Annotated in this window: 24 protein-coding genes and 1 tRNA gene; 13 read left to right on the top strand and 12 right to left on the bottom strand. The window is 67.4% G+C overall.

The annotated features are described in order from the left end of the window. Positions 1-38: 38 nt before the first annotated feature. Positions 39-731 (top strand): DsbA family oxidoreductase, encoded by a 693-nt coding sequence (locus JOF42_RS12810; protein WP_210098188.1) that lies wholly within the window; start codon positions 39-41, stop codon positions 729-731. On the opposite strand, the gene JOF42_RS12805 is transcribed toward JOF42_RS12810, so the two are convergent. Together JOF42_RS12805 and JOF42_RS12800 are read right to left on the bottom strand one after the other, a co-directional pair. Beyond that, complete coding sequence (locus JOF42_RS12805) at positions 728-1,477, bottom strand: phosphotransferase (protein WP_210098187.1); 750 nt, start codon at positions 1,475-1,477, stop codon at positions 728-730. The two genes, JOF42_RS12810 and JOF42_RS12805, sit on opposite strands and share 4 nt — an antisense overlap. A gap of 40 nt (positions 1,478-1,517) precedes the next feature. Continuing rightward, positions 1,518-2,012 (bottom strand): glutathione peroxidase, encoded by a 495-nt coding sequence (locus tag JOF42_RS12800; protein WP_056307270.1) that lies wholly within the window; start codon positions 2,010-2,012, stop codon positions 1,518-1,520. Positions 2,013-2,071: 59 nt separating this feature from the next. Here JOF42_RS12800 and dusB point away from each other — a divergent pair, with 59 nt between their 5' ends. From dusB to JOF42_RS12775, 5 genes are all read left to right on the top strand, one after another. Then, positions 2,072-3,226, top strand: a complete 1,155-nt coding sequence (gene dusB, locus JOF42_RS12795) for a tRNA dihydrouridine synthase DusB (RefSeq protein WP_210098186.1) — start codon at positions 2,072-2,074, stop codon at positions 3,224-3,226. Then, a complete protein-coding gene (locus JOF42_RS12790) occupies positions 3,216-4,610 on the top strand; it encodes a deoxyguanosinetriphosphate triphosphohydrolase (protein ID WP_210098185.1) in 1,395 nt (464 codons plus the stop codon). Before dusB ends, JOF42_RS12790 begins: the two co-directional genes overlap by 11 nt. Beyond that, positions 4,610-6,478, top strand: a complete 1,869-nt coding sequence (gene dnaG, locus JOF42_RS12785; protein ID WP_210098184.1) for a DNA primase — start codon at positions 4,610-4,612, stop codon at positions 6,476-6,478. Before JOF42_RS12790 ends, dnaG begins: the two co-directional genes overlap by 1 nt. Positions 6,479-6,514: 36 nt before the next feature. Then, a complete protein-coding gene (locus JOF42_RS12780) occupies positions 6,515-7,288 on the top strand; it encodes an ATP-binding cassette domain-containing protein (RefSeq protein ID WP_210098183.1) in 774 nt (257 codons plus the stop codon). A 97-nt stretch (positions 7,289-7,385) separates the two neighbouring features. Then, positions 7,386-7,461 (top strand) — tRNA-Asn (locus JOF42_RS12775). A gap of 146 nt (positions 7,462-7,607) precedes the next feature. On the opposite strand, the gene JOF42_RS12770 is transcribed toward JOF42_RS12775, so the two are convergent. Both JOF42_RS12770 and def read right to left on the bottom strand, forming a co-directional pair. Further along, complete coding sequence (locus JOF42_RS12770) at positions 7,608-8,123, bottom strand: septum formation family protein (protein ID WP_210098182.1); 516 nt, start codon at positions 8,121-8,123, stop codon at positions 7,608-7,610. Positions 8,124-8,244: 121 nt separating this feature from the next. Further along, positions 8,245-8,811: a peptide deformylase gene (gene def / locus JOF42_RS12765; protein WP_210098181.1), complete on the bottom strand. Its 567-nt coding sequence runs from the start codon at positions 8,809-8,811 to the stop codon at positions 8,245-8,247. Between the two features lie 61 nt (positions 8,812-8,872). Between def and JOF42_RS12760 the strand changes: the two genes are divergently transcribed. Further along, a complete protein-coding gene (locus tag JOF42_RS12760) occupies positions 8,873-9,871 on the top strand; it encodes a DMT family transporter (protein WP_210099203.1) in 999 nt (332 codons plus the stop codon). A gap of 10 nt (positions 9,872-9,881) precedes the next feature. On the opposite strand, the gene pgl is transcribed toward JOF42_RS12760, so the two are convergent. From pgl to tkt, 6 genes are read right to left on the bottom strand one after another with little or no spacing between them, the layout of a single operon-like run. Further along, on the bottom strand, positions 9,882-10,667 hold the full coding sequence (gene pgl / locus JOF42_RS12755) for a 6-phosphogluconolactonase (protein WP_210098180.1): 786 nt from the start codon (positions 10,665-10,667) through the stop codon (positions 9,882-9,884). Continuing rightward, complete coding sequence (locus JOF42_RS12750) at positions 10,667-11,602, bottom strand: glucose-6-phosphate dehydrogenase assembly protein OpcA (RefSeq protein ID WP_210098179.1); 936 nt, start codon at positions 11,600-11,602, stop codon at positions 10,667-10,669. Before JOF42_RS12750 ends, pgl begins: the two co-directional genes overlap by 1 nt. Continuing rightward, positions 11,599-13,149 (bottom strand): glucose-6-phosphate dehydrogenase, encoded by a 1,551-nt coding sequence (gene zwf, locus JOF42_RS12745; RefSeq protein WP_210098178.1) that lies wholly within the window; start codon positions 13,147-13,149, stop codon positions 11,599-11,601. Before zwf ends, JOF42_RS12750 begins: the two co-directional genes overlap by 4 nt. 22 nt (positions 13,150-13,171) lie before the next feature. Beyond that, the gene (locus JOF42_RS12740) at positions 13,172-14,779 is read right to left on the bottom strand and encodes a glucose-6-phosphate isomerase (protein ID WP_210098177.1); all 1,608 of its coding nucleotides are present in this window, start codon (positions 14,777-14,779) and stop codon (positions 13,172-13,174) included. After that, entirely contained in the window at positions 14,776-15,888 is a 1,113-nt protein-coding gene (tal, locus tag JOF42_RS12735) for a transaldolase (protein WP_210098176.1), read from the bottom strand. The genes JOF42_RS12740 and tal overlap by 4 nt, the downstream gene beginning before the upstream one ends. Continuing rightward, a complete protein-coding gene (gene tkt / locus JOF42_RS12730; protein WP_210098175.1) occupies positions 15,885-17,981 on the bottom strand; it encodes a transketolase in 2,097 nt (698 codons plus the stop codon). The genes tal and tkt overlap by 4 nt, the downstream gene beginning before the upstream one ends. Before the next feature lie 347 nt (positions 17,982-18,328). On the opposite strand from tkt, the gene JOF42_RS12725 reads away from it, so the two are divergent. Continuing rightward, the gene (locus JOF42_RS12725; RefSeq protein ID WP_372443576.1) at positions 18,329-19,243 is read left to right on the top strand and encodes a heme o synthase; all 915 of its coding nucleotides are present in this window, start codon (positions 18,329-18,331) and stop codon (positions 19,241-19,243) included. Here the strand turns inward: JOF42_RS12725 and JOF42_RS12720 are convergent. Continuing rightward, entirely contained in the window at positions 19,189-19,647 is a 459-nt protein-coding gene (locus JOF42_RS12720; protein ID WP_210098174.1) for a hypothetical protein, read from the bottom strand. The genes JOF42_RS12725 and JOF42_RS12720 overlap by 55 nt on opposite strands. 86 nt (positions 19,648-19,733) lie before the next feature. Then, complete coding sequence (locus tag JOF42_RS12715) at positions 19,734-20,843, bottom strand: COX15/CtaA family protein (protein WP_210098173.1); 1,110 nt, start codon at positions 20,841-20,843, stop codon at positions 19,734-19,736. Between the two features lie 233 nt (positions 20,844-21,076). On the opposite strand from JOF42_RS12715, the gene sufB reads away from it, so the two are divergent. Genes sufB through JOF42_RS12690 form a run of 5 tightly spaced genes read left to right on the top strand, consistent with a single transcriptional unit; the run spans position 21,077 to position 25,136 of the window. Then, positions 21,077-22,495, top strand: coding sequence for a Fe-S cluster assembly protein SufB (gene sufB / locus JOF42_RS12710; RefSeq protein WP_053096457.1), 1,419 nt, complete (start codon positions 21,077-21,079; stop codon positions 22,493-22,495). Position 22,496: 1 nt separating this feature from the next. After that, complete coding sequence (gene sufD, locus JOF42_RS12705) at positions 22,497-23,702, top strand: Fe-S cluster assembly protein SufD (RefSeq protein ID WP_210098172.1); 1,206 nt, start codon at positions 22,497-22,499, stop codon at positions 23,700-23,702. Beyond that, positions 23,699-24,025: a non-heme iron oxygenase ferredoxin subunit gene (locus JOF42_RS12700; protein WP_053096453.1), complete on the top strand. Its 327-nt coding sequence runs from the start codon at positions 23,699-23,701 to the stop codon at positions 24,023-24,025. Before sufD ends, JOF42_RS12700 begins: the two co-directional genes overlap by 4 nt. Further along, entirely contained in the window at positions 24,026-24,796 is a 771-nt protein-coding gene (sufC, locus tag JOF42_RS12695) for a Fe-S cluster assembly ATPase SufC (protein ID WP_210098171.1), read from the top strand. It begins immediately after the preceding gene. A 10-nt stretch (positions 24,797-24,806) separates the two neighbouring features. After that, positions 24,807-25,136: a metal-sulfur cluster assembly factor gene (locus JOF42_RS12690; RefSeq protein WP_105672990.1), complete on the top strand. Its 330-nt coding sequence runs from the start codon at positions 24,807-24,809 to the stop codon at positions 25,134-25,136. The last annotated feature ends 1 nt before the right edge of the window (position 25,137 follow it).

The following is a 25,137-nucleotide window of genomic DNA, read 5'->3' as shown; positions in this document are numbered from 1 at the left end:
ACGGAATAGCCCATAGGTGCATACGGTTGGATGACTGTGTGACTGAAGCCATCTCGATCGACATCTGGTCCGACATCGCCTGCCCGTGGTGCTACATCGGCAAGCGCAACCTCGAGAAGGGGCTCGAAGCCGTAGCCTCCGACGACGACGCCCCGCAGGTGGACATCACCTTCCACTCGTTCGAGCTCTCGCCCGACACCCCGGTCGACTTCGACGGCGACGAGATCGACTTCCTCGCCGGTCACAAGGGGATGCCGCGTGAACAGGTCGAGCAGATGCTCTCGCACGTCACGGGTGTCGCCGAAGGTGCAGGCCTGGCGTACCGCTTCGATCTGCTGCAGCACACGAACACGGTCAAGGCCCACGAGCTGCTGCATTTCGCCAAGGCGCAGGGCGTGCAGCACGAGATGGAGGAGCGCCTCATGTCGGCCTACTTCACCGAGGGCAAGCACGTCGGCCGCATCGACGACCTGGTCGAGCTCGCGGTCGAGGTCGGACTCAACCCCGACGACGCGCGTGAGGCGCTCGTCTCGGCCCGCCACCTCGCCGACGTCCGCCAGGATCAGGCGCAGGCCCAGGCCTACGGCATCCAGGGCGTGCCCTTCTTCGTGATCGACGGGCAGTACGGCATCTCCGGCGCGCAGCCGCCCGCAGCGTTCGAGAACGTGCTGCGCGACCTCTGGGCCAAGCGCGGCGACGCCGCGGCCGAGCCCGAGACCGCGGCGGTCTAGCGGGTCAGTGCATCGAGCCAGACGGCTCGGTGCGTTCCCACATAGTCGACGACAGCGGCCCAGTGCGAGCCGTGGCCATCCGCGAACATGGATGCCCACGGCTCGCGGTGTTCCTCGTGTGCAGCGGTAAGCATGTCCAGCATCGCGGCGGCACGCCGATGCATCGCTGAGGGAAGTCGTCTGCGAAGCTCGAGGTCGGCACCGTAGCCGTCGACGAACGCCCGCAGACCGGCCGCCGCACGTGCAGGGGAGGCGTCAACCTCGGAGAGTGCGAAGCTCTGCGCCGCGTATGCGAGATCCCAGAGACGAGTGCTCGGTGCTGCGGCATCCCAGTCGATGAAGACCCACCGGTCTCCGACAATGAGATTCCAGGGCGCGAGGTCGTTGTGGCACACGAGATCCGCACCGGGAGCAGCGATCGCCGTCTCCCACGTGATGTCGGCCGGAGGGGAGAAATCCTCGCTGGCATCATGGATCGCCCGGATCATCGCCCCGACTCTGTGCAGTTCATCGTGCGTCAGGGGTGACGCATCGATGGCGAGGGAGCCGGGCACGTATTCGATGATCTGACGTGCGGTGTCGTCCCGGCCGAGGGGTGAGGGAACATCGACACCACGCTCATGCACATGCACCATCAGGGCATGGACGCCGGGCGTCGCAGCGGTCCAGATCTTGCGGACCGTATCGCCGACCTTGACGACGGGGCCGCTGGCGTTGCCACCCGAGAGCTCGTACTCGTGACCCACGTGCCGCCACCGTCCAGATCGCGATTGACGCCGCGGTCGCCTAGCGGGTCAGCGCGGCTTCGATCGCGCCGACGATCTCGGGGTCGTTCGGCTTCTGCTTCGGGCGGAACCGGACGACCTCGCCGTCGGGCAGCACGAGGAACTTCTCGAAGTTCCACTCGACGCGGCCGGCCTTGCCGCCCGCATCCGGGGTCTCCTTCAGCGACTTGTAGAGCTCTGTGGCGTTCTTGCCGTTGACCTTGACCTTGTCGTTGATGGGGAAGGTCACGCCGTAGGTCGTCGAGCAGAACTCGAGGATCTGGTCGACGGAGCCGGGCTCCTGGCCGAAGAACTGGTTGCAGGGGAATCCGACGACACTGAATCCGCGGTCGCTGTACAGGCGCTGCAGCTCCTCGAGCTGCTCGTACTGCGGAGTCAGGCCGCACTTCGAGGCGACGTTCACCACGAGCACCACATCGGCACCCAGATCGTCGAGCGTCTTCTCGTTGCCGTCGGCGTCGGTGAAGGGGATGGAACGGACTGCGGGATCGGTCATATTCACAGCTTAGGTCGATGCGCCGAGACGGGCTCCGTGTCTGGGAGAATGGAAGGGACATGACTCTCGCCACCGCCTCCGCTCGCACCCTCAACATCGGTCCGATCGCTCTCGACGTACCGGTCGTCCTCGCACCCATGGCGGGCATCACCAACACCGCGTTCCGTAGGCTCTGCCGCGAATACGGCGCGGGGCTCTATGTGAGCGAGATGATCACCTCACGCGCGCTCGTCGAGCGCAACGAGACGACGATGCGTCTGATCCGTCACCACGAGTCCGAGACTCCCCGGTCGATCCAGCTCTACGGCGTCGACCCGCACACCATCTCCGAGGCCGTCCGCATCATCGTCGCCGAAGACCACGCCGACCACATCGACCTGAACTTCGGATGCCCGGTGCCCAAGGTCACGCGCAAGGGTGGGGGAGCGGCGCTGCCGTGGAAGAGCTCGCTCTTCTCGCAGATCGTCACGCAGGCCGTGAAGGCCGCTGGCGACATCCCGCTGACGATCAAGATGCGCAAGGGCATCGACCCCGATCACCTCACGTTCCTCGACGCTGGTCGTGCCGCGGAAGACGCGGGCGTCGCGTCGATCGCTCTGCACGCCCGCACCGCGAGCGAGTTCTACTCGGGCTTCGCCGACTGGAACGCGATCGGTGAGCTCAAGCAGGCCGTGACCAGCGTGCCCGTTCTCGGCAACGGCGACATCTGGTCGGCCGACGATGCCGTGCGCATGATGCAGCAGACCGACTGCGATGGCGTGGTCGTCGGACGCGGATGCCTGGGACGGCCCTGGCTCTTCGGCGAGCTCGCCGCGGCCTTCGGCGCCGAATCGCACCCGGTCGTTGCGACCCTCGGTTTCGTGGCCGACGCCTTCCGTCGTCACGCCGAGCTCCTCGTCGAGTTCTTCGAGGACGAGGATCGCGGATGCCGCGACGTGCGCAAGCACGTCGCCTGGTACTTCAAGGGGTACCCGGTCGGCGGCGACATCCGCACGGGGCTCGCGACGGCATCCAGCCTCGCCGAGATCGATGACCTGCTGGGCCAGCTCGACCACACCGCTCCGTACCCCGGGGAGGACGCCGAGGGTCAGCGCGGTCGGTCGGGTCGCCCGAAGCGCCCGGCGCTGCCGGACAAGTGGCTGGAGTCGCGCGAACTCGCGGCGTCGGCATCCGAGATGATGCGAGGGGCGGAGATCGAGAACAGTGGCGGTTGATCCTCAGGTGAACCCGGCGCGCGGGCGCTCGGACGGATACGACCCGCGCGACGCCGAGCGATTCTTTGCCGAGACTCATCGATCCGAACGCGACGACTTCGCTCGCGACCGCGCGCGCGTGCTGCACTCCGCAGCGCTGCGGCGCCTGGCCGCCAAGACTCAGGTGCTCAGCCCCGCCAGCACGGCGGACTTCGCCCGCAACCGCCTCACCCACTCGCTCGAAGTCGCGCAGGTGGGCCGGGAGCTGGCGACCGCGCTCGGGGTCTCCGCAGACGTCGTCGACACCGCGTGCCTCAGCCACGACCTCGGACACCCGCCCTTCGGGCACAACGGTGAGCGGGCGCTCAACGAATGGGCCGAGCCCATCGGAGGCTTCGAGGGCAACGCGCAATCGCTGCGCATCCTCTCTCGCCTCGAGGCCAAGGCCATCGACGACGACGGGCGATCGGTCGGCCTCAACCTGACCAGGGCCAGTCTCGACGCGACCTGCAAGTACCCGTGGACGGTCGACAGTCCGGTGCCCGACCCCGGTGGTCGACTGAAGTTCGGCGTCTACCCCGAAGACGAGGCGGTCTTCCGGTGGATGCGCGAGGGGATTCCGGGTCGGCGCCGCTGCATCGAGGCCGAGATCATGGACCTCTCCGACGACATCGCCTACTCGGTGCACGACTTCGAGGATGCGATCGTCAACGGCTACGTCGACGTCGCCCAGCTCTCCGACCCGCGTCAGCACGAAGCCTTGATCGACCGGATCCAGCAGTGGGTCGGCTACGACTTCACGCGAGACGACCTCGCTGACGCGCTCTATCGCCTCGCCTCCCAGCCGATGTGGCTGCAGTCGTTCGATCGCTCGCGTCAGGACCTGGCCCGGCTCAAGAACCTCACGAGCGACTTCATCGGTCGCTTCGCCCGCGCCGCCGTCTCCGCGACCCGCGCGGCGTACGCCGGCCCGACGCTCGTGCGGTACAACGCGCACGTCGTGGTGCCCCGCGTGATCGAGGCCGAGATCGCCGTGCTGAAGGGCATCATGGGGCAGGCAATCGTGACGATCGACGCGCGCAAGGGCGTCTACAAAGAGCAGCGGCGCGTGCTGAAGCGGCTCGCCGACGCGCTGTGGTCGACGGACACGCTCTGGTCGGCCGGTGCGGATGTGCTCGAGCCCGCGTTCTCGGCCGATTTCCGTTCCGCGACGACCGATCACGAACGCGCGCGGGTCATTGTCGATCAGATCGCGAGCCTCACCGATCAGAGCGCCATCGACTGGCACAACCGGCTGGTCGGCGAGATCGATCCGGCCGAGGTGGGCATCTGGACGCCGCGTCACGCGCGGCCCGGCGCCCGACAGCACACCCCGCGGCAGGCGGTCATCGAAGGGGCCGGCTGATGCCCCGCATCCGTCAGGCCGATGTCGACGAGGTCAAGGCCCGCACCAACATCGCCGATATCGTCGGCGAGCGCGTCGCGCTCAAGAACGCGGGAGTCGGCTCCCTCAAGGGGCTCTGCCCCTTCCACGACGAGAAGAGCCCGAGCTTCCATGTGCGGCCCCAGGTCGGCTACTACCACTGCTTCGGATGCGGTGAGTCGGGCGACGTCTACTCGTTCCTCCGTGAGATGGACCATGTCAGCTTCACCGAGGCCGTCGAACGCCTGGCGGGTCGCATCGGCTATGCCCTGCACTACGAAGACGGCGGATCGGCTCCCGAGACGAGCGGCCGCAGCCGCCTCTACGCCGCCAACACCGCCGCCGCCGAGTATTTCCGGGGCCAGCTGCTGACCGCGGATGCCGAGGCAGGGCGACGCTTCCTCGGGGAGCGCGGCTTCGACGCCGGCGCCGCCGCGCACTTCGGTGTGGGGTTTGCGCCGCGCGGCTGGGACAAGATGCTCAAGGCGCTCACGGCTCAGGGATTCACCCGCGACGAGCTGAGTGCCGCAGGTCTCGTCTCGACCGGTCAGCGCGGCGTGTACGACCGCTTCCGCGGCCGCCTCGTGTGGCCGATCCGCGACGTCTCGGGTCAGACGATCGGGTTCGGCGCGCGCAAGCTGTTCGACGACGACCAGGGCCCGAAGTACCTGAACACCCCGGAGACCCCGATCTACAAGAAGGCGCAGGTGCTCTACGGGCTCGACCTCGCCAAGCGCGACATCTCGCGCGGCGACCCTCGCCGGGTCGTCGTGGTCGAGGGGTACACCGATGTGATGGCGTGCCACCTCGCCGGTCTCACGACGGCGATCGCGACCTGCGGCACGGCATTCGGAACGGACCACATCAAGGTGCTGCGCCGTGTCATGGGCGACGACAACGCCTCGGGTGAGGTCGTGTTCACGTTCGACGGCGACGAGGCGGGGCAGAAGGCGGCGCTGCGCGCGTTCACCGAGGATGACCGCTTCAACGCGCAGACGTTCGTCGCGGTCGCTCCCGACGGGCTCGACCCCTGCGATCTCCGACTGCAGCGCGGTGACGCCGCCGTGCGGTCGCTCATGGAGACCAAGCAGCCGATGTTCGAGTTCGCCATCGACCGCAAGCTCTCCGGCTTCGACCTCTCCACCGTCGAGGGCCGAGTGGGGGCTCTCCGCGCCGCGGCGCCCATCGTCGCCGAGATCCGGGACCGCCTGCTGCGCCCGGGCTACGAGCGGGTGCTGGCTCGACGCCTGGGCATGGACCCCACCGAGGTGCACAACGAGGTCGAGCGTGCCGCACGGGGCGGATCGCAGACGTCCCGTCACGAGCCGAGTGCCCGTCACGAGACACCGATCGATCCGGCTACCGGTGCCCCCGCCCTCGTTCCCGTGACGCTGGCGAGCCTGCCGCGGACGGCGGACGTCGCCGTCGAACGCGACGCGCTGATGGGGGCCTTGCAGTACGGTCACCAGATCGACCAGGCGCTCCTCGCTCGAGCCCTCAGCACCCCGTTCCGCACTCCGGGGCTCGACGCGGTGCGCGAGGCCGTCGCATCCGCCGCCGACCGCACTCGTGCAGGCTGGGTGACGGATGCCGTGAACTCGGTGCGCGAACCGTATCGGTCGCTCGCCGGCGAGCTGCTCATGACTCCCTTCCCGGCGCGCAACGAGGCTGGAGCGGTCGCCTCGACGACTGATCTCGCGCGCAGGCTCATCATGCGCAGCCTGGAGCACGACAAACAGGAGCTCCTCGGGGCCGTGCAGCGCGTGCCTGCCGACTCCGACGGCGGGCGAGCGCTGCGCATGCGGCTGCGGGACATCGACGTGGAGCGTCAGCGGTTCGCCGAGTCGTAACGGCCGCTCTCCAGCGTTGCAGGGCAGGATGGAGGAATGTTCTCCCGGCCCGAATCGACGAACGCGATCGACAGCTCCGACCTCGTGATCGACAGGGTCGGGCACAGCGGTCCGACGCGGGCGATCGACGGGGTGAGCTTCACGCTCGCTCCCGGTGATCTCATCTGCGTCGCGGGGCCGACCGGTTCGGGCAAGTCGACGCTCGTCGCGGCTCTCGCAGGATCCACGGATCCGTCGGTCCGTGTGGTGGGCGGCAGCGCGCAGGTGTGTGGCGTCGACATCCGCAGGCCGGGGCGGAAGCACCGCCTGCTCACCTACCGCACCGGATTCGTCCCTCAGGGCGCAGGGGCCGATCTGCCCCCGCAGCTCACGGTCAACGAGGTGATCGCCGAGCCGATCCTCATCCGCGAGAAGCGCGTCAACTCCAAGGCACTGTCGATCAGGGTGGCGACGCTGCTCGACGAGCTGCACCTGCCGTTGGGCACGGCGGCGAAGTTCCCGTACGAACTGAGTGCCGGCATGCGACAGCGCGTGGCGATCGCCCGATCGTTCGTGCTCGAGCCCCGCGTGCTGATCGCCGACGAGATCCTGGCGAACCTCGACCTCGAGGTGAGACCGGTCGTGTTCGACGCGATCACACGTCGTCGCAAGGAGCAGGGGATGGGAGCGCTGCTCGTCACGAACGACGCCGACTTCATCCGTGAGCTGAACGCTGAGACGCTGATGCTGCGCGGCGGCCATGTCGTCGCCCGCGGTGTCGGAAAAGACCTCCTGTGGGCGCCGAATGCGGAGGCCGATTCGCAGCACTGAGCGTCTGCGCGGACGACACGCCCGATGTGCGGCCCGTGTCGAGAGCACGCTCCGGAGTTTGCTAGGATTGACGAGTTGCCCGCGCAGCGGAGCACATTCCTCGGTAGCTCAATTGGCAGAGCAGCCGGCTGTTAACCGGCAGGTTCTTGGTTCGAGTCCAAGCCGGGGAGCCAATGAAAAGCCCCTCTTCGGAGGGGCTTTTCCCTTTCTATGGGCGCGACGCGCACGTACGGCCTCACCAGGGCGAGCGGCAACGCGTCGTACCTCGGATACGAAAAAGGCCCCGTCAGTGACGGGGCCTCTTCGAATCGATCTCAGATCAGCGTGCTGCGCCCTTGAGCGAGCCCGTGGTCTGGCCATCCGGGTCCGAGATCACGCACTGCACGACACGGTCGTTCAGCTCGTCCCAGGTCTGCTGCGTCGGGGTGATCGGGTAGACCTCGAGCACGGAGTCGTTGAACGCGATACCGACGAAGCTCGTGTAGGCATCGCCGATGCACTCCTGCGAGGCGGCGTCGATGTCGTCCTCGGAGAACTCGCCGTCGTCCATCGTGATCTCGTAGTAGACCTCTTCGTCGTGCGGCTGGTCGCACGGTACGACGTCCGCATCCTCGATCAGACCGCTCGCGCTGGCCATCTTGCAGTCGCCGAGCTTGAGCGAGAAGATGTCGATGTTCGAGCTCTCGGTCACCTGTCCGGTGTCCTCGTCGCGGTCGGCGTCTCCCGAGCCGCCGCCCAGGATCCCGTTCAGAGCGCTACAGCCGGTCAGTGCGACCGACAGCGCCACCGCAGAACCTGCAAGCGCCAGTGCGCGTCGCGTGCGCAGTTTCATCATGATTTTCCCCTCCCAGAGCCTCTTGGTGCGCGGTATATCAAAACACCGCCTCAAGCACGCTATCCGCCCCGGAGTCTGTGATGCAACTCCGAGAAGGCTTTGATTGGGCTGGGAAGTGAGGTCAGCCTTCGAGGTCGTCGACTCCCGGCATCCACCGGGCGCCCGGCTTTCCCCATCCGCGCTTCTTCGCGATCTTCTGCACGGTCTTCCAGTCGCCGTCGGAGAGACGGTCGATGTAGAGGATGCCGTCGAGATGATCGAACTCGTGCTGCATGATCCGCGCACGCCAGCCGTCGACGGCGATCTCGATCGGGGCCCCGTCGAGATCGACACCGGTCACGCGGACCCGCTCGGACCGCCGAAGGGGGAAGCGTTCCCCGGGGAAGGAGAGGCATCCTTCGGACTCGAGGTCGTCGTCGGGGTCGCCCGGCTCCAGCGGCACCATCCACAGCTCGGGGTTGATGATGACACCGCGCCACGGCTGCTCATCATCGTCGACGTACGCATAGGTGTAGATCCGCAGCGGTACGCCGACCTGAGGTGCGGCGAGACCGACACCCGGGGCCGTGTCCATCGTCTCGAACATGTCGGCGACGAGCGTGCGGATGTCGTCGGTGATCTCTTCGACGACGGAGGCGGGGGAGTGCAGGACGGGGTCGCCCATGATGCGAATAGGAAGAACAGCCACGCCATAACCCTACTCGGCGCATATCGCCGGGTAGGGTCGTAGGGTGAGCATCTCCGTATGGATGACTGGGGCGGAAGACGTCACCGAGCAGCTGGTCGGTGTCTTTCAGAACCCCAAACTGCTCCTCGGCATACCCCTTGCGCTGGCAGGTGCCGTCTTCATGTCACTCGGGGCGCAGTACCAGTACCGTGGTGTCGAGAAGGTCGAGCGACTCAGCGGCGCAGACGGAGCCAGCGGTCTCAGCGCCGGACAGCTCAAGGCGCTGCTGACCCGGCCGTCGTGGATCGCAGGCACACTCATGCTGGCTCTTGCCATCGTGTGCCAGCTGGCAGCCCTGTCGCAGGCGCCCCTGATGGTCGTTCAGCCCCTCGGCGCGATCGCGCTCGTCATCACGACCTTGCTCAACGCCCGGATCTCGGGGCACTCACCGACCAGACAATCGATCACCGCGATCATCTGCTGCGTCGGCGGTATCTTCCTCTTCGTCTTCTTCGCCGCCATCTATGCGACCGAACGACCGATCGCGAACAACGAGCTGTTCACGATCCTGACGATCCTGCTGGTGGTCATCATCGTGCTGGGGGCATGTTGGCTCGTGCTGCGTCGACGCATGCGCGCCCTGTTCTACGTGATCGGGGCCGGTATCCTCTACGGCTTCGTCGCCACGCTGGCGAAAGCTGTCATCAACCGGATCGAAGCGGGCAACTTCGAGTGGATCACGCTCGTGTGCGTGATCGCTCTGATCGCGGCCGGTGCTGTCGGCGCCTACTTCGTGCAGACCGCGTACAGCTCGGGCCCGCCGGACCTCGTGATCGCAGGTCTGACGGTCGTCGACCCGATGATCGCCGTGCTGATCGGCATGGTCGTGCTCGGTGAAGCGGCCGCCGCCCCGCCGTGGGTTCTCGTGATCTTCGCCGTCGCCGGGGCGATCGCGATCTGGGGAGTCGTGGGACTCGCGAGATATCACCCGCAGGTACTCAGCGACAGTCAGGACCTGGGGATCACACGCGGCAGCGACGGGGACGCGAAAGGCCCCGAGGCGAAGAGCCCCGAGGCCTGATCACCACGGCTCAGTAGGCCGGGTCGATGAGATCCGGTGAGACCTCCGAGGCGGCAGCCTCGTCGACGAAGAACACCGTGCGCTTGCGCCCCTTGGCGCCCGCTGCGGGCACGTTCGTGTAGCTGGCGCCGGCGAGGGCGAGGCCCAGCGCCGACGCCTTGTCGGCGCCCGTGAGGACGAGCCAGACGCGCTTCGAGGCGTTGAGCACCGGACGCGTCAGCGTGACGCGCTCCGGCGGCGGCTTGGGGGAGTCGCGTACGGGCAGGGCCGCGGCATCCGTCACCGTCACCTCGGGGCGATCGGGGAACAGCGATGCGATGTGGCCGTCGGGGCCGACGCCGAGGAAGCACACGGCGAACGATGGCCACGGGTGCTCGTCGGTGCTGAAGCGTGCGAGCTCCGCCGCATAGGCATCCGCGGCCTCGTCGAGGGTCAGTCCCTCGCCGGCGGCTGCGACCTCGTGCACGTTCTCTTCGGGAACAGGGATGTGGTCGAGCAGCGCTTCTCGCGACTGTCGAGCGTTGCGGTCGGTGTCGTCGCGAGCGACGAAGCGCTCATCGCCCCACCAGAAGTGCACGAGCGACCAGTCGATCTGAGACGACCGCGGATGCGCGAGCGTCGCACGCAGGACCGCACCGCCCATCGAGCCGCCCGTGAGGGCGACGTGGGCGATGCGGCCGTTGCGCGTGCGAGCACGAAGACGCGTCAGGAACCTGTCGGCGACACTCGCCGCCAGTGCGGCGGGAGTGGGTTCGACCACGACCCGCTTCTCTGCGGGCGCTGTCTGCGACGACATCATTCTCCTGTCTCGGGCGGACCCAGCTTCTCCCAGCCCTCCGTGATCACTCGACCGTACAGGACGTCAGGGTCGAGTCGACGCAGCTCCTCGGCGAGGCACTCGCGCAGCGTGCGCCGGGGAAGGTGCAGGTCGTGGTCGGGCTGATCCGGCTGCGTCAGGACGGCGACGCCCGGGGTGGGACGCTCGAGCAGGATGTCGCCCGATGCGCGATGGAGCCGCACCGACTTGATGCCCTCCTGCCAGTGCTCGGGGTCTTCGTACGACCACGTGACGGGAACCTCGAGTGCCATCTGCAGCCAGGCGGCGAGCAGCGCGGTCGACGGCGAGGCGGACCCGCCTCGCACCTCGACCGCGGTGACCTCTTCGAACGGCGGCTGGTCGAGAACCGCGGCCAGCTGCTCACGCCAGTGCGTGAGGCGCGTCCACGCGAGGTCGGTGTCACCGGGAGCGTGCGAATCGCCGAGGAGCGCGAGGCGATCGCGTACGTCAGGTGCGGTCGCGGCATCCGTGATGCGTCGCTGCGCGATCTTGCCGAGCGGGGAGTCGGCAGGTGAGGTCGGCGCCTCCTCCGGCCACCAGGCCACGACGGGAGCATCCGGAAGAAGCAGACCCGTGACCAGGCTCTCCTCGTTGCTGGCCGCGTCGCCGTAGGCGTGGAGCACCACGACCTCGCTGGCGCCGGCGTCGCCGCCGACGCGGATCTGCGCGTCGAGACGCGCTTCTCCGTCGCCGGTGGTGAGCACGATCACGCGCATGGGATGCTCGCGAGAGGCGTCGTTGGCAGCGTCAATCGCCGCTTCGGCGACGCCGTTGCGGGCCGAGATGATCAGCGTCAGCACGCGTCCGAGGGCGACAGCGCCACCCTCTTCGCGCACCTTGACGAGCTGCTTGGCGACCTGGCTGACGGTCGTGTCGGGAAGGTCGATGATCACGGGCGTCTCCAGACTCGTCCGTCACGGGCAAGGAGGTCGTCGGCGGATGCCGGACCCCACGAGCCGGGTGCGTACTGGTCGACCGGGCCGCCTTCGGCTGCCCAGAACTTCTCTACAGGGTCGAGGATCTTCCACGAGAGCTCGACCTCTTCGTGCCGCGGGAACAGCGGCGGGTCGCCCAGCAGGACGTCGAGGATGAGCCTCTCGTACGCCTCGGGGCTCGCCTCGGTGAAGGCGTGGCCGTAACCGAAGTCCATCGTGACGTCGCGCACGTTGGAGCCGTTGCCGGGGACCTTCGAGCCGAAGCGGATCGTGACTCCCTCGTCGGGCTGCACGCGGATCACGAGCGCGTTCTGGCCGAGCTCGGATGTGTTCGAACGACCGAACAGGTGCTCCGGGGCCTTCTTGAACACGACCGCGACCTCGGTCACACGGCGTCCCAGGCGCTTGCCCGTACGCAGGTAGAAGGGCACATCGGCCCAGCGTCGCGTGTCGATCTCGAGCTTGATCGCCGCGTAGGTCTCGGTGCCGGACTCGGGGTTCATGCCGTCCTCATCGAGGAAGCCGGTGACCTGCTCGCCGCCCTGCCATCCGCCGGCGTACTGACCGCGCGCGGTAGCGAGGGAGAGATCCTCGGGAACGTGCACCGCGGCGAGGACCTTCTCCTTCTCTGCGCGCAGGTGCTCTGCCGAGAGACTGATCGGCTCTTCCATGGCGGTGAGAGCCAGCAGCTGGAGCAGGTGGTTCTGGATCACGTCACGCGCGGCACCGACACCGTCGTAGTAGCCCGCGCGCCCGCCCACGCCGATGTCCTCGGCCATCGTGATCTGCACGTGGTCGACGTAGTTGCGGTTCCAGATCGGCTCGTAGAGCTCGTTCGCGAAGCGCAGCGCCAGGATGTTCTGGACCGTCTCCTTGCCGAGGTAGTGGTCGATGCGGAAGATCGAGTCCGCCGAGAACGCGACTTCGAGGGCCGCATTCAGCTCACGGGCCGACTCGAGGTCGTGGCCGAACGGCTTCTCGATGACGACGCGACGCCAGCGCTCGTCGTCATCGTCGTTCGCGCCGACGAGTCCGGAGTCCTTGAGCTGCTTCGCGACGAGTGGGAAGTCCTTCGGCGGGATCGACAGGTAGAACGCGTGGTTGCCCATCGTGCCGCGTTCGACATCGAGCTGGTCGACGGTCTCGCGGAGCTTGCGGAAGGACTCGGGGTTGTCGAACTCGCCGGAGACGAACCGGATGCCCTGCAGCAGCTGCGCCCACGTCTCCTCGCGGAACGGGGTACGTGCGTGCTGCTTGACGGCGTCGTAGACGACCTGCGCGAAGTCCTGGTCCTCCCAGTCCCGTCGGGCGAAGCCGACGAGAGCGAATCCGGGGGGAAGGAGTCCGCGGTTGGCGAGGTCGTAGACCGCGGGCATGAGCTTCTTGCGTGACAGGTCTCCGGTCACACCGAAGATCACGAGGGCACTGGGCCCCGCGATCCGGTTGAGGCGGCGATCATCGGGGTCACGCAGCGGGTTGTGCCCGCGCGAGATGGGAACAGACATCGGTGGGGGATTCTCCTGGCTGTTACTTCTGTGCTGCTTCGAAGAGGGTGAGGACGTCAGCCGACGAATCGGTGATCGTCAGGGAGACGACCGGACGGCCGTGCTCGGCGAGGACGCCGGCGTCGCCGGCAGCCTGCGCTTCGATGAGCTGCCCGAACGTGAAAGGCCTCTCAGGGATCTCGAGGTCGACCTCGGTGCGCTCCAGGATCTGCAGGAACACGCCCTGGGCGGGACCGCCCTTGTGGTACTGACCCGTGGAATGCAGGAACCGGGGTCCCCAGCCGAATGTCGTGGGACGACCGGAGTCGGCGGCGACGAGCTCGCGGAGGCCCTGCAGCTGCGGGACGTCGAGCCGGTTGACGTATGCCTGGATCGAGACGTAGCCGTCAGACGGCAGCTCAGCCCAGAGCGCGTCGAGCACGCCTTCGACCGTTCCCGACACCGCGAGGGCGGCATCGGACACGCGCACCTCGACGCCGTTCTCGACGAACGCCGGGGCCGTGGGCTCCGGGCGGGCGTCCAGGAGGCCACGGGCGGCGACCTTGGCCGACTCGACGTCGGGCTGGTCGAACGGGTTGATGCCCAGCAGGTACCCGGCGATCGCGGTGGCGTACTCCCACACGATCAGCTGCGCACCCAGCGATCCGCTGACGAGGATCTCGTCCTGGTGGCGCTCACGGAGGTGGAACTCGTTCGCGTCATCGACGAACCGCACGATCTGCAGGTCGGCCGGCTTCGAGTCGAGCTCGGGCGACACGGGAAGCAGGACGACGGGCAGGATGCCGGTGCTGTCCTTTCCCGTGGACTCGGCGATGAGCTGCTCGATCCAGTCGGGGAGGCCGTTGATGTGCGTGCCGTCGGTGATCAGGCCCAGCTTGTCGCGGCGAGGCGAGGTGGCGGAGATCGCCGCGGCCAGCCGCAGGGCGGGGTTGTCGGCGGAGTCGATCGCGACCTCGAGGAGCGAGGCCTCGGCCTCGTTCAGGAGCTCGTCGATGTCGGCGCCGGCGAGGCCTGAGGGCACGAGACCGAACGCGGTGAGCGCCGAGTACCGACCGCCCACGTTCGGGTCCGCGTTGAAGACGCGGTATCCCGCCTCACGGGCCGACGCGTCGAGCGGGGAACCCGGGTCGGTGACCACGACGATCCGCTCGACCGGGTCGATGCCCACGTCGCGGAACGCTGCTTCGAACGTGCGGCGCTGCGAATCGGTCTCGACGGTGGAACCCGACTTCGACGACACCACGAGCACGGTGCCCTCGAGGCCCTCGTCCAGCGCGGCGAGCACCTGGCTCGGCGCGGTGGAGTCGAGGATCGTGAGCGGCACGCCCGCAGTCTGGGCGATGACCTCCGGAGCGAGCGAGGAGCCGCCCATGCCGGCGAGCACCACGCGCGTCACACCCTTGGCGTGGAGATCCGCGCGCAGCGCGGAGATCTCGGCGACCAGCGGGCGCGAGACGGAGACCGCCTCGATCCATCCGAGGCGGATCGACGCCTCGGACTCGGCTGCCGGACCCCAGAGGGTCGCATCGCCGCCGGTCAGGCGGGAGGCGATGAGGTCGTGGACGAGAGCGGGAACCGTCTCGTCGATCGCGACCCGAGCCGCGCCCGAGGCGTGGATCGCGAATGTCATCGCTGCGCCTCGAGGCCCTCTGCCACCTGCGTGAGCAGGTCGTGCCAGGAGTCGATGAACTTGGCGACGCCCTCGTCCTCGAGCACCTGGGTCACGTCGGTGAAGTCGATGCCGAGGTCGGCGAGGCCGGCGAAGACTGCGCGGGCCTCTTCGTAGCCACCGGTGATGGTGTCGCCCGTGACGACGCCGTGGTCGAAGGTCGCCTCGAGCGTCTTCTCGGGCATCGTGTTGACGACGTCCTTCGCGACGAGCTCGGTGACGTAGAGGGTGTCGGGCAGAGCCGGGTCCTTGACGCCGGTCGAGGCCCAGAGCGGACGCTGAGCGTTCGCACCGGCCGCGATCAGGTCCTGGGCGCGCTTCTCGGCGAACTTCTGCTCGTAGAGCTCGTAGGCGAGACGGGCGTTGGCGAGCCCGGCCTTGCTCTTGAGCGCCTCGGCCTCGTCGGTGCCGATCGCCGACAGTCGCTTGTCGGTCTCGGTGTCGACGCGCGACACGAAGAACGAGGCGACGGAGTGGATGGTCGACAGGTCGATGCCGGCGCTGTGCGCCCGCTCGAGTCCGGTCAGGTACGCCTCGATGACCTCGGCGTAGCGCTCCAGGCTGAAGATCAGGGTCACGTTGACGCTGATGCCCGAGGCGATGGCCTCGGTGATGGCCGGGAGGCCGGCCTTCGTCGCGGGGATCTTGACGAGGAGGTTCGGACGGTCGACCTTGGCCCAGAGCTGCTTGGCCTGTGCGACGGTGCCGTCGGTGTCGTGCGCGAGGTCGGGGGAGACCTCGATCGAGACGCGGCCGTCGACGTGGCCCGACTTCTCCCAGACGGGGCGGAAGACGTCGAGCGCCGCCGCGACGTCCTGCGTGGTCGCGGCGAAGACGGCTTCTTCGGCCGTCGCACCGGACGCTGCGAGCTCGGTGACCTGAGCGTCGTAGGAGGTGTTGTTCTTGTCGGTGATCGCGTTGGCGAAGATCGTCGGGTTGGTGGTGACGCCGACGACGTTGCGGGTCTCGATCAGCTCGGCGAGGTTGCCGGAGGAGATGCGGGTGCGCGACAGGTCGTCGAGCCAGATGCTGACACCGGCTGCTGCGAGGTCTGCGGTGGGGGTGCTCATGCGTTCTCCTTGATGGTCTCGCGTGCGGCCGCGATGACGGCCTCTGTGGTGATGCCGAACTTCTCGAACAGGGTCTTGTAGTCGGCGGAAGCGCCGAAGTGGTCGATGCCGACCGAACGGCCGCGGTCGCCCACGATGCCGCGCCAGCTGAGGACGGAACCCGCCTCGACCGAGACGCGCGCGGTGACCGCCTTCGGGAGCACCGACTCGCGGTACGCCTCGTCCTGCTCGTCGAACCACTCGAGCGAAGGAGCGGAGACGACGCGCACGCCCACACCCTCCTCGGCCAGGGCCGCGCGGGCGTCGACCGCCAGCTGGACCTCGGAACCGGTGGCGATGATGATCACGTCGGGTGTGCCGTGGGGAGCCTCGGCGAGCACGTACGCGCCCTTCGAGACACCGTCGGTCGACGCGAAGACGTCACCGTCGGCCGCACCCTGGCCGCGCTCGAACACCGGGATGTTCTGACGGGTCAGGGCGATGCCCGCCGGTCCCTCGTGGCGGCGCAGGATCTCGAGCCAGGCGGCCGAGGTCTCGTTGGCGTCTGCCGGGCGGACCAGGGTGAAGTTCGGGATGGCGCGCAGCGTGGCGATCTGCTCGACCGGCTGGTGCGTCGGGCCGTCTTCACCGAGCGCGACGGAGTCGTGGGTCCACACGAAGATGCTGGGGACGTTCATCAGGGCGGCGAGACGCACCGGCGGGCGCATGTAGTCGCTGAAGATGAGGAACGTGCCGCCGAAGGCGCGGGTGGGGCCGTGCAGCACGATGCCGTTGACGATCGCGCCCATGGCGTGCTCGCGGATGCCGAAGTGAAGCACGCGGCCGTAGGGGTCGCCCGACCATTCGTGGGTCGACCACTCGGCGGGGATGAAGGACTTCGAGTCCTTGATGGTGGTGAGGTTCGACTCGGCGAGGTCGGCGGATCCGCCCCAGAGCTCGGGGAGCTCGGCGGCGAGTGCGTTGATGACCTGGCCGGATGCCGCGCGCGTCGAGACGTCCTTGCCGCTGGCGAAGACCGGGAGAGCGGACGTGATGTCGGCAGGGAGCTCCTTGGCCTCGAGGCGGTCGAGGAGCGCCTTGCGCTCGGGGTTGGCCGCGGCCCACGCGTCGAACGACGTCTGCCAGGCGGCGCGCGTCTCGGCGGCGCGGTCTGCGAGAGCACGTGTGTGGGCGATCACGTCGTCCGCGATGGCGAAGTGCTCGTCGGCGTCGAAGCCGAGGACCTTCTTGGTCGCGGCCAGCTCGTCGCCACCGAGGGCGGAGCCGTGGATCTTTCCGGAGTTCTGCTTGCCGGGCGACGGCCACCCGATGATCGTCTTGAGGATGATGAGCGACGGCTTCGAGGTCTCGCCCTTGGCGGCCTCGATCGCTGCGTTCAGTTCTGCGACGTCTTCGACGTACTCGCCGGTCTTCTTCCAGTCGACGATCTGCACCTGCCAGCCGTAGGCCTCGTAGCGCTTCGCGACATCTTCGGTGAAGGCGACGTTCGTGTCATCCTCGATCGAGATCTGGTTGGAGTCGTAGATCGCGATGAGGTTGCCGAGCTCCTGGTGACCGGCGAGCGACGACGCCTCGCTGGTGACGCCCTCCTGAAGGTCTCCATCGCCGGCGATCACGTACACGAAGTGGTCGAACGGGCTCGTGCCCGCAGCGGCCTCGGGGTCGAAGAGGCCGCGCTCGTAGCGGGCGGCGTACGCGAAGCCGACGGCCGAGGCGAGACCCTGGCCGAGCGGGCCGGTCGTGATCTCGACGCCCTTGGTGTGGCCGTACTCGGGGTGACCCGGCGTGAGCGAGCCCCAGGTGCGGAGTGCCTTGAGGTCGTCGAGCTCGAGACCGAAGCCGCCGAGGTAGAGCTGCACGTACTGCGTCAGCGAGGAGTGTCCGACCGAGAGGATGAAGCGGTCGCGGCCGAGCCAGTCGGTGTCGGTCGGGTCGTGGCGGAGTACCCGCTGGTAGAGGAGATACGCGGCCGGAGCGAGGCTCATCGCGGTGCCGGGGTGGCCGTTGCCGACCTTCTCCACGGCATCCGCTGCCAGAAGACGGGCGGTGTCCACCGCACGTCGGTCGATCTCATCCCACTGCAATTCCGACACTGTGAAGCCCTTCTGCAACTGTTCGAGAGCGTCCGGAGAGCACGATCGCAGACCGCAACTTTACGGGGGTGTGTGATGTGCGCCGGGCGCGCGAGTCATTTCAGCATAGCGCCGTGGTGTGACCCGTTACCGCTTCTTACAACGCGTCACCGACCCAGGAATTCCATGATCTTCGACAGTGTCGCCCGCTCGTGGAACTGCGGATCAGATCGACTGGAACGCGGTGTCCTCGTCTCGGGAGAGTCCCTGTCCTCGCCCGTCACGACTCACGAGGTGGGCCGGCCCCGCGTCGAGCGTGCCCTAGACTGGGAAACGCTGTCGTGACGCGTGTGGAGGAGGCGATCGAGATCTCGACGATGTCTGATCAGACCGTTGTGAAGAAGTCCATCGGTCGTACCGTGAAGGCGTACGTCGCCCTCACCAAGCCGCGCGTCCTCGAACTGCTGCTGGTGTCCACCGTCCCGGTGATGTTCCTGGCCCAGGGCGGACTGCCGGACATGTGGCTGGTGCTCGCCACCGTCATCGGCGGCTCGTTGAGCGCGGGCTCCGCCGCGGCGTTCAACATGTACCTCGATCGTGACATCGACGCCCACATGCATCGCACCGAGAATCGTCCGCTCGTGACGGGTGAGATCACTCCGCGGGGAGCGCTCATCTTCTCGTGGACGCTCGCCGTGCTCTCGACGGTGTGGCTCTGGTTCACGACGAACTGGCTGGCGGCGACGCTGTCGGCATCCGCGATCTTCTTCTACGTCGTGATCTACACGATGATCCTCAAGCGCCGCACCGAACAGAACATCATCTGGGGCGGCATCGCCGGATGCTTCCCGGTGCTCATCGGCTGGGCGGCCGTCACCGGTTCGCTCGACTGGCCGGCGTTCATCCTCTTCGCCCTGATCTTCCTCTGGACGCCGCCGCACTACTGGCCTCTGTCGATGAAGTACAAGGATGACTACGACGATGTCGACGTGCCCATGCTCGGCGTGACCCGCAACGCCTCGCAGGTCGGCCTCCAGGTCATCCTGTACGCCTGGGCGACCATCGCCTGCTCGCTGCTGCTGATCCCCATCGCGAACATGGGCCTCGTCTACACCGTCTCCGCCCTCGTGTTCGGCGGCTGGTTCATCTACGAGTCGCACCGCCTGTACAACCAGGCTGTGCGGGGGAACGAGGCGCGGCCGATGCGAGTCTTCCACGCCTCGATCACCTACTTGACGCTGATCTTCGTGGCCGTCGCGGTCGATCCGCTGCTTCCGTTCTGAGCCTCGTCGGTCTCGTCGGCTGATTCTCCGGCATCCGACAGGTCAGTCGCGCTGTGCGCGGTCGCAGGATCGACCAGGGTCTCGGCCCCTTCGGCGTCGTCCGACTCCGCGGTCCAATCGATGGGCTCCACGACGACGGGTGCGGTCGAGGGCATGAGTGCCTGCACCGCGGTGAGAGCGATCGCGATCAGGAGGCCGAGGACGCCGGCGCCCAGGAGTGCCGCGCCGACCACGACGAGCGACTGGCCGACATAGACCTCGATGCCCGTGGCGGTGCCGTCGAGAAGCGTGCTCGTCATGGTGCCGATCTGTCCGGCGATCAGCCATCCGCCGACGCCCGCCGACGCGAGCGAGAGCACGAGGAGGAGCCAGAAGCCGATGCTGCGTGTCAGTGACTTGTTCATGTCAGCCACGGTGCACGACGAACTGATGAGCCTCTGATGTCGCAGCTATGCATCCACTGTGCCGGCCATGCGACCGGCGATCGCGCTCAGTCCTGAGCGGCGACGGGCTTCTTCAGGTGCAGCACCACGACGGTATAGGTCGCAGCGGACAGAGACGCGAGCACCATGTGGATGCCCACGAGGAGCGGCGGGAGGCCTTCACGTGCCTGCCAGATGCCGACGCCCACCTGCACGACGATCGCGAGCACGAGCACGAGCAGCCACTTGCGCGGCTCGAGGCGAAGCGCCCACGCGGAGATCGTCAGAGCGGCGACGAGTGCGGCGAGGATGTAGCCGGGCCACGAGTGCACGTGGGCGAGGATCGTGGCATCGAACCCGTGACGGAACACGTCGGCATCACCCGAGTGGGGTCCCGAGCCCGTCGTCAGGACGCCGAAGAGGATCGTGACGGCGAGGGCGAGGCCGGTGACGTGACTGAGGATGGCGAACCACGTCGGGACGGCGCTCACGCGGGGGCCGACCGCGGCGTAGAGCCTCACCAGGAAGGCCGCGGTGACGCACACGAGCAGCAGCGACGAGACGTAGTGGAACCCGACGATGAACGGGTTGAGCCCTGTGAGCACGGTGATCCCGCCCACGAGTGCCTGCGCGACGACTCCGACGAGGACGATCCACGCGAGGACGACGAGGTCGCGCCGCTCTGAAGAGAGCCGGACCGAACGGACCATCGCCGCGATCACCGTGACGAGCAGCGCCCCCATCGCGAACGGCGTGGCGGGAAGAGAGAAGAGCGAGACGAGACCGAAGACGATCCCGGCGGCCACGATGCCGCTCGCGGCGAATCGCAGCGCGGAGAACACCAGGCCTCTGCCGCCGACTCGTGCCAGCACGAGCAGGAGGACGGCGAGTGCGATGATGCCGACGACGCCCGTCATCACGCGGTTGCCGAACTCGATGAGCCCGTGGATGCCCTGATCGGCATAGATCGGAACGAGCGACTCGGGCGTGCAGAGCGGCCACTCCGAGCATCCGAGACCCGACCCGGTGAGCCGCACGGCGCCGCCCGTGCCGATGATGATCGTCTGGGCGAGAAACGACAACCAGGCGGAGATCCGCAGCGCGCGCCCCCAGAGAGCGGCGTGCGTCGAGGGCGCGGCCGGTGCATTGGTGGGGGAGGCGATCGATGGATGGGGCATTAGTCTCTCCGAACCGCGGCGGACACGGCGAGCGGCCCTGTCTTCAGGCGGAACCTGTAGAATCGGATTGTTGTGATGAGCGCTGACCGCGCTGCACCATCACTAACAGTTTAGGCGCGATGAAAGCGCCGGTGATGAGGGCCCACCAACGGCACCCGCTCCCGCAGACTCGACGGGGATCAGGTGTGTCGGGGCGGATTACACCGTTTTGGGACCTGTGAGGAGAGTGTGTGATGTCGGATGTGCTGATCGACCGCCCGGAGCTCGATGGCCTGGGGGTGTACGAATTCGGATGGCATGATGAGGACGCCGCCGGAGCGATCGCCAAGCGCGGGATCTCCGAAGAGGTGGTCCGCGGGATCTCGGCGCTCAAGCACGAGCCCGAATGGATGCTGAAGACCCGTCTCAAGGGATACCAGCTCTTCGGACGCAAGCCGATGCCGACCTGGGGCGCCGACCTCAGCGAGATCGACTTCGACAACATCAAGTACTTCGTGCGCTCCACGGAGAAGCAGGCGCAGTCCTGGGAGGACCTGCCCGCGGAGATCCGGGAGACGTACGAGCGCCTCGGCATCCCCGAGGCCGAGCGCCAGCGTCTCGTGGCCGGCGTCGCGGCTCAGTACGAGTCCGAGGTCGTCTACCACCAGATCCGCGAGGACCTGGAAGAGCAGGGTGTCATCTTCATGGACACCGACACCGCTCTGCGCGAGCACCCCGAGTTCTTCGAGGAGTACTTCGGTACGGTGATCCCGGCCGGCGACAACAAGTTCGCTGCGCTGAACACCGCCGTGTGGTCGGGCGGATCGTTCGTGTACGTCCCCAAGGGCGTGCACGTCGAGATCCCGCTGCAGGCGTACTTCCGCATCAACACCGAGAACATGGGCCAGTTCGAGCGGACCCTGATCATCGCCGACGAGGACAGCTACGTCCACTACATCGAGGGCTGCACGGCTCCGATCTACAAGTCGGATTCCCTGCACTCGGCCGTCGTCGAGATCATCGTGAAGAAGAACGCGCGCGTTCGGTACACGACGATCCAGAACTGGTCGAACAACGTCTACAACCTCGTCACCAAGCGTGCGGTCGCGCACGAGGGCGCGACGATGGAGTGGGTCGACGGCAACATCGGCTCCAAGGTGACGATGAAGTACCCGTCGATCTACCTGATGGGCGAGCACGCCAAGGGCGAGACCCTCTCGGTCGCCTTCGCCGGTCCCGGTCAGCACCAGGATGCCGGCGCGAAGATGATCCACATGGCTCCCTACACGCAGTCGTCGATCGTCTCGAAGTCGATCGCGCGCGGCGGCGGACGTGCCGGATACCGTGGCGAGGTGCGGGTGGACGCCAACGCGCACCACTCCGCGAACACCGTGCGCTGCGACGCCCTGCTCGTCGACACCAAGTCCCGCTCCGACACATACCCGGCGATCGACATCCGCGTCGACGACGTGCAGCTCGGCCACGAGGCCACGGTCTCGAAGGTCAGCGAGGAGCAGCTCTTCTACCTCCAGTCCCGCGGCATGCCCGAGGACGAGGCGATGGCGATGATCGTGCGAGGCTTCATCGAGCCGATCGCTCGCGAGCTGCCCATGGAGTACGCGATGGAATTGAACAAGCTCATCGAAATGGGCATGGAAGGATCGGTCGGCTGAGATGACGGCCCAGACGACGACGCCGACGGCGTCGCATCATTCGAGCGCGCATGTCGACCCGGCCGCACAGGTCGCCGACGCCGGATTCGTTCCGGTGCAGACGCGCTCCGAGCGCCCGCATTCGTTCGAACCCGCTGACTTCGGCTCGCCCACGGGCCGCGAGGTCAATTGGAAGCACACACCCGTCGCGAAGCTCTCGCCCCTCTTCGAGGTCGCGGGCTCTGCGGAGGGAGTGAGCTACACGTTCGGCGCCGGCGAGCAGTACGTCTCCGCCCCGCTCGCCGCCGGCGACGCACCGCGCGGAGAGGTCTTCCTCGCCGAGGACATCACCGCGGCTGTCGCCTGGCAGGGTTCTCCCGAGGCGCTGCACATCCGCGTCCCTCGCGAAGAAGAGGTCGCGGAGCCGATCCTCGTGTCGATCGACGGTCACGGTGCCGAGCTGCGCGCCGACGCCCACATCGTGATCGAGGCGCTCGAGCACAGCTCGGCCACCGTCGTGCTCCAGCACACCGGAGCCGCGCAGTACTCGCAGAACGTCGAGATCATCGTGCGCGACGGGGCGAAGCTCACCGTCATCAGCCTGCAGCAGTGGCAGGACGCGGCCGTGCACACCTCGGCGCACCAGGCGCGCGTCGACGCGGATGCCACCCTCAAGCACTTCGTCATCAGCTTCGGCGGCGGCGTCGTGCGCGTGAACCCGAGCGTCGAGCTCGCGGGCGCCGGATCCGAGGGCTACCTCTACGGTCTGTCCTACGCCGATGCGGGTCAGCACCTCGAGAGTCAGGTCTACCTTCACCACAAGGGACCCCACACGAAGGGCGACGTGCTCTACAAGGGTGCTCTCCAGGGTGAGGGTGCGCACAGTGTCTGGATCGGTGACGTGCTGATCGGCGCCGACGCGACGGGCACCGACTCGTACGAGGCGAACCGCAACCTGGTGCTCACCGAGGGTGCCCGCGCCGACTCGATCCCGAACCTCGAGATCGAGACCGGAGACATCCTCGGGGCCGGCCACGCCAGCGCGACCGGTCGTTTCGACGACGAGCAGCTGTTCTACCTGCAGGCCCGGGGCATCAGTGAAGAGGAAGCACGCCGCCTCGTCGTGCTCGGCTTCCTCACCGACATCGTTCAGCGCCTGGGCATCCCGGCGCTGGAGACCGAGCTGCTCGACGCGATCGAGACGGAGCTTGCCGAGGTGAACGCGTGAGCGCCGAGCGCGTGTGCGGCGTCGCGGAACTCGAGCAGGACATGCCGATCCGCGTCGAGCCCAACGGTGTCCCGATCACCGTGATCAAGGACTCCGAAGGCGTCATCCACGCCATCGGAGACACCTGCACGCACGGCGACATCTCTCTCGCCGAGGGCTTCGTCGAGGGCGACACGGTGGAGTGCTGGGCCCACGGCTCCGCATTCTCCCTGCTCACCGGCAAGCCCCAGAATCTCCCCGCTTATGAGCCCGTTCCGGTCTACGTCGTCGAGATCGACGGCGACGACGTGCTCATCGACCCGACTGTGACGAAGGAAGTCTGAATGTCTGTTCTTGAAATCCGCGACCTGCATGTGACGGTCGAGACCGAGGCGGGGACCACCCCGATCCTCAACGGCATCAACCTCACCATGAACACGGGTGAGACGCACGCGATCATGGGCCCCAACGGCTCGGGCAAGTCGACCCTCGCGTACACGATCGCCGGCCACCCGAAGTACACGGTGACCTCCGGTTCGATCACCTTCGACGGCCAGGACGTGCTCGAGATGAGCGTCGACGAGCGCGCTCGCGCCGGCCTCTTCCTCGCGATGCAGTACCCGGTCGAGATCCCCGGTGTGACGGTGACGAACTTCCTCCGCACCGCCAAGACGGCACTCGACGGAGAAGCGCCGGCGATCCGCGGCTGGACCAAGGACGTCAAGGCGGCCATGGCCAACCTGCGCATGGACCCCAAGTTCGCGCAGCGCAACGTCAACGAGGGCTTCTCCGGCGGCGAGAAGAAGCGCCACGAGATCCTCCAGCTCGAGGTGCTCAAGCCGAAGTTCGCGATCCTCGACGAGACCGACTCGGGTCTCGACGTCGACGCGCTGAAGATCGTCTCCGAGGGCGTCAACCGCGCCAAGGAGTCGACCGGTCTCGGCGTTCTGCTCATCACGCACTACACGCGCATCCTCCGCTACATCCGCCCCGACTTCGTGCACGTGGTCGTCGCCGGAAAGATCGTCGAAGAGGGTGGCCCGGAGCTCGCAGACCGGCTCGAGGACGAGGGATACGACCGTTTCCTCGACCCCGCAGCCCCCATCGAGGCGTAGGCTGATTCGCATGACAGCCACCCTCACGGACGAGAAGTACGACGAGGTCACCGAGGCTCTCAAGGACGTCATGGACCCGGAGCTCGGGATCAACGTCGTCGACCTCGGCCTCATCTACGACCTCGCGTGGGATGACGAGAACGATGCTCTCGTCATCCACATGACGCTGACCAGTGCCGGCTGCCCCCTGACCGACGTGCTCGAAGACCAGACCGCACAGGCTCTGGACAACGTCGTCGATCGCTTCCGCATCAACTGGGTGTGGATGCCGCCGTGGGGCCCGGAGAAGATCACCGACGACGGCCGTGACATGATGCGCGCCCTCGGCTTCGCCATCTGAG

Source organism: Microbacterium phyllosphaerae (assembly GCF_017876435.1).
Classification (GTDB): Bacteria; Actinomycetota; Actinomycetes; order Actinomycetales; family Microbacteriaceae; genus Microbacterium; species Microbacterium phyllosphaerae.
This window is presented reverse-complemented; position numbering and strand designations above follow the sequence as displayed.

Coding starts and splice junctions, on each gene's coding strand:
- pgl (WP_210098180.1), bottom strand. CDS start 10,667: ATGTCGTCGCAGACAGCGCCCGCAGAGAAGCGGGTCGTGGTCGAACCC.
- sufB (WP_053096457.1), top strand. CDS start 21,077: ATGTCGGATGTGCTGATCGACCGCCCGGAGCTCGATGGCCTGGGGGTG.
- JOF42_RS12770 (WP_210098182.1), bottom strand. CDS start 8,123: ATGATGAAACTGCGCACGCGACGCGCACTGGCGCTTGCAGGTTCTGCG.
- JOF42_RS12760 (WP_210099203.1), top strand. CDS start 8,873: ATGACTGGGGCGGAAGACGTCACCGAGCAGCTGGTCGGTGTCTTTCAG.
- JOF42_RS12780 (WP_210098183.1), top strand. CDS start 6,515: ATGTTCTCCCGGCCCGAATCGACGAACGCGATCGACAGCTCCGACCTC.
- JOF42_RS12800 (WP_056307270.1), bottom strand. CDS start 2,012: ATGACCGATCCCGCAGTCCGTTCCATCCCCTTCACCGACGCCGACGGC.
- JOF42_RS12720 (WP_210098174.1), bottom strand. CDS start 19,647: ATGAACAAGTCACTGACACGCAGCATCGGCTTCTGGCTCCTCCTCGTG.
- zwf (WP_210098178.1), bottom strand. CDS start 13,149: ATGTCTGTTCCCATCTCGCGCGGGCACAACCCGCTGCGTGACCCCGAT.
- dnaG (WP_210098184.1), top strand. CDS start 4,610: ATGCCCCGCATCCGTCAGGCCGATGTCGACGAGGTCAAGGCCCGCACC.
- dusB (WP_210098186.1), top strand. CDS start 2,072: ATGACTCTCGCCACCGCCTCCGCTCGCACCCTCAACATCGGTCCGATC.
- JOF42_RS12690 (WP_105672990.1), top strand. CDS start 24,807: ATGACAGCCACCCTCACGGACGAGAAGTACGACGAGGTCACCGAGGCT.
- sufD (WP_210098172.1), top strand. CDS start 22,497: ATGACGGCCCAGACGACGACGCCGACGGCGTCGCATCATTCGAGCGCG.
- sufC (WP_210098171.1), top strand. CDS start 24,026: ATGTCTGTTCTTGAAATCCGCGACCTGCATGTGACGGTCGAGACCGAG.
- tal (WP_210098176.1), bottom strand. CDS start 15,888: ATGAGCACCCCCACCGCAGACCTCGCAGCAGCCGGTGTCAGCATCTGG.
- JOF42_RS12715 (WP_210098173.1), bottom strand. CDS start 20,843: ATGCCCCATCCATCGATCGCCTCCCCCACCAATGCACCGGCCGCGCCC.
- JOF42_RS12740 (WP_210098177.1), bottom strand. CDS start 14,779: ATGACATTCGCGATCCACGCCTCGGGCGCGGCTCGGGTCGCGATCGAC.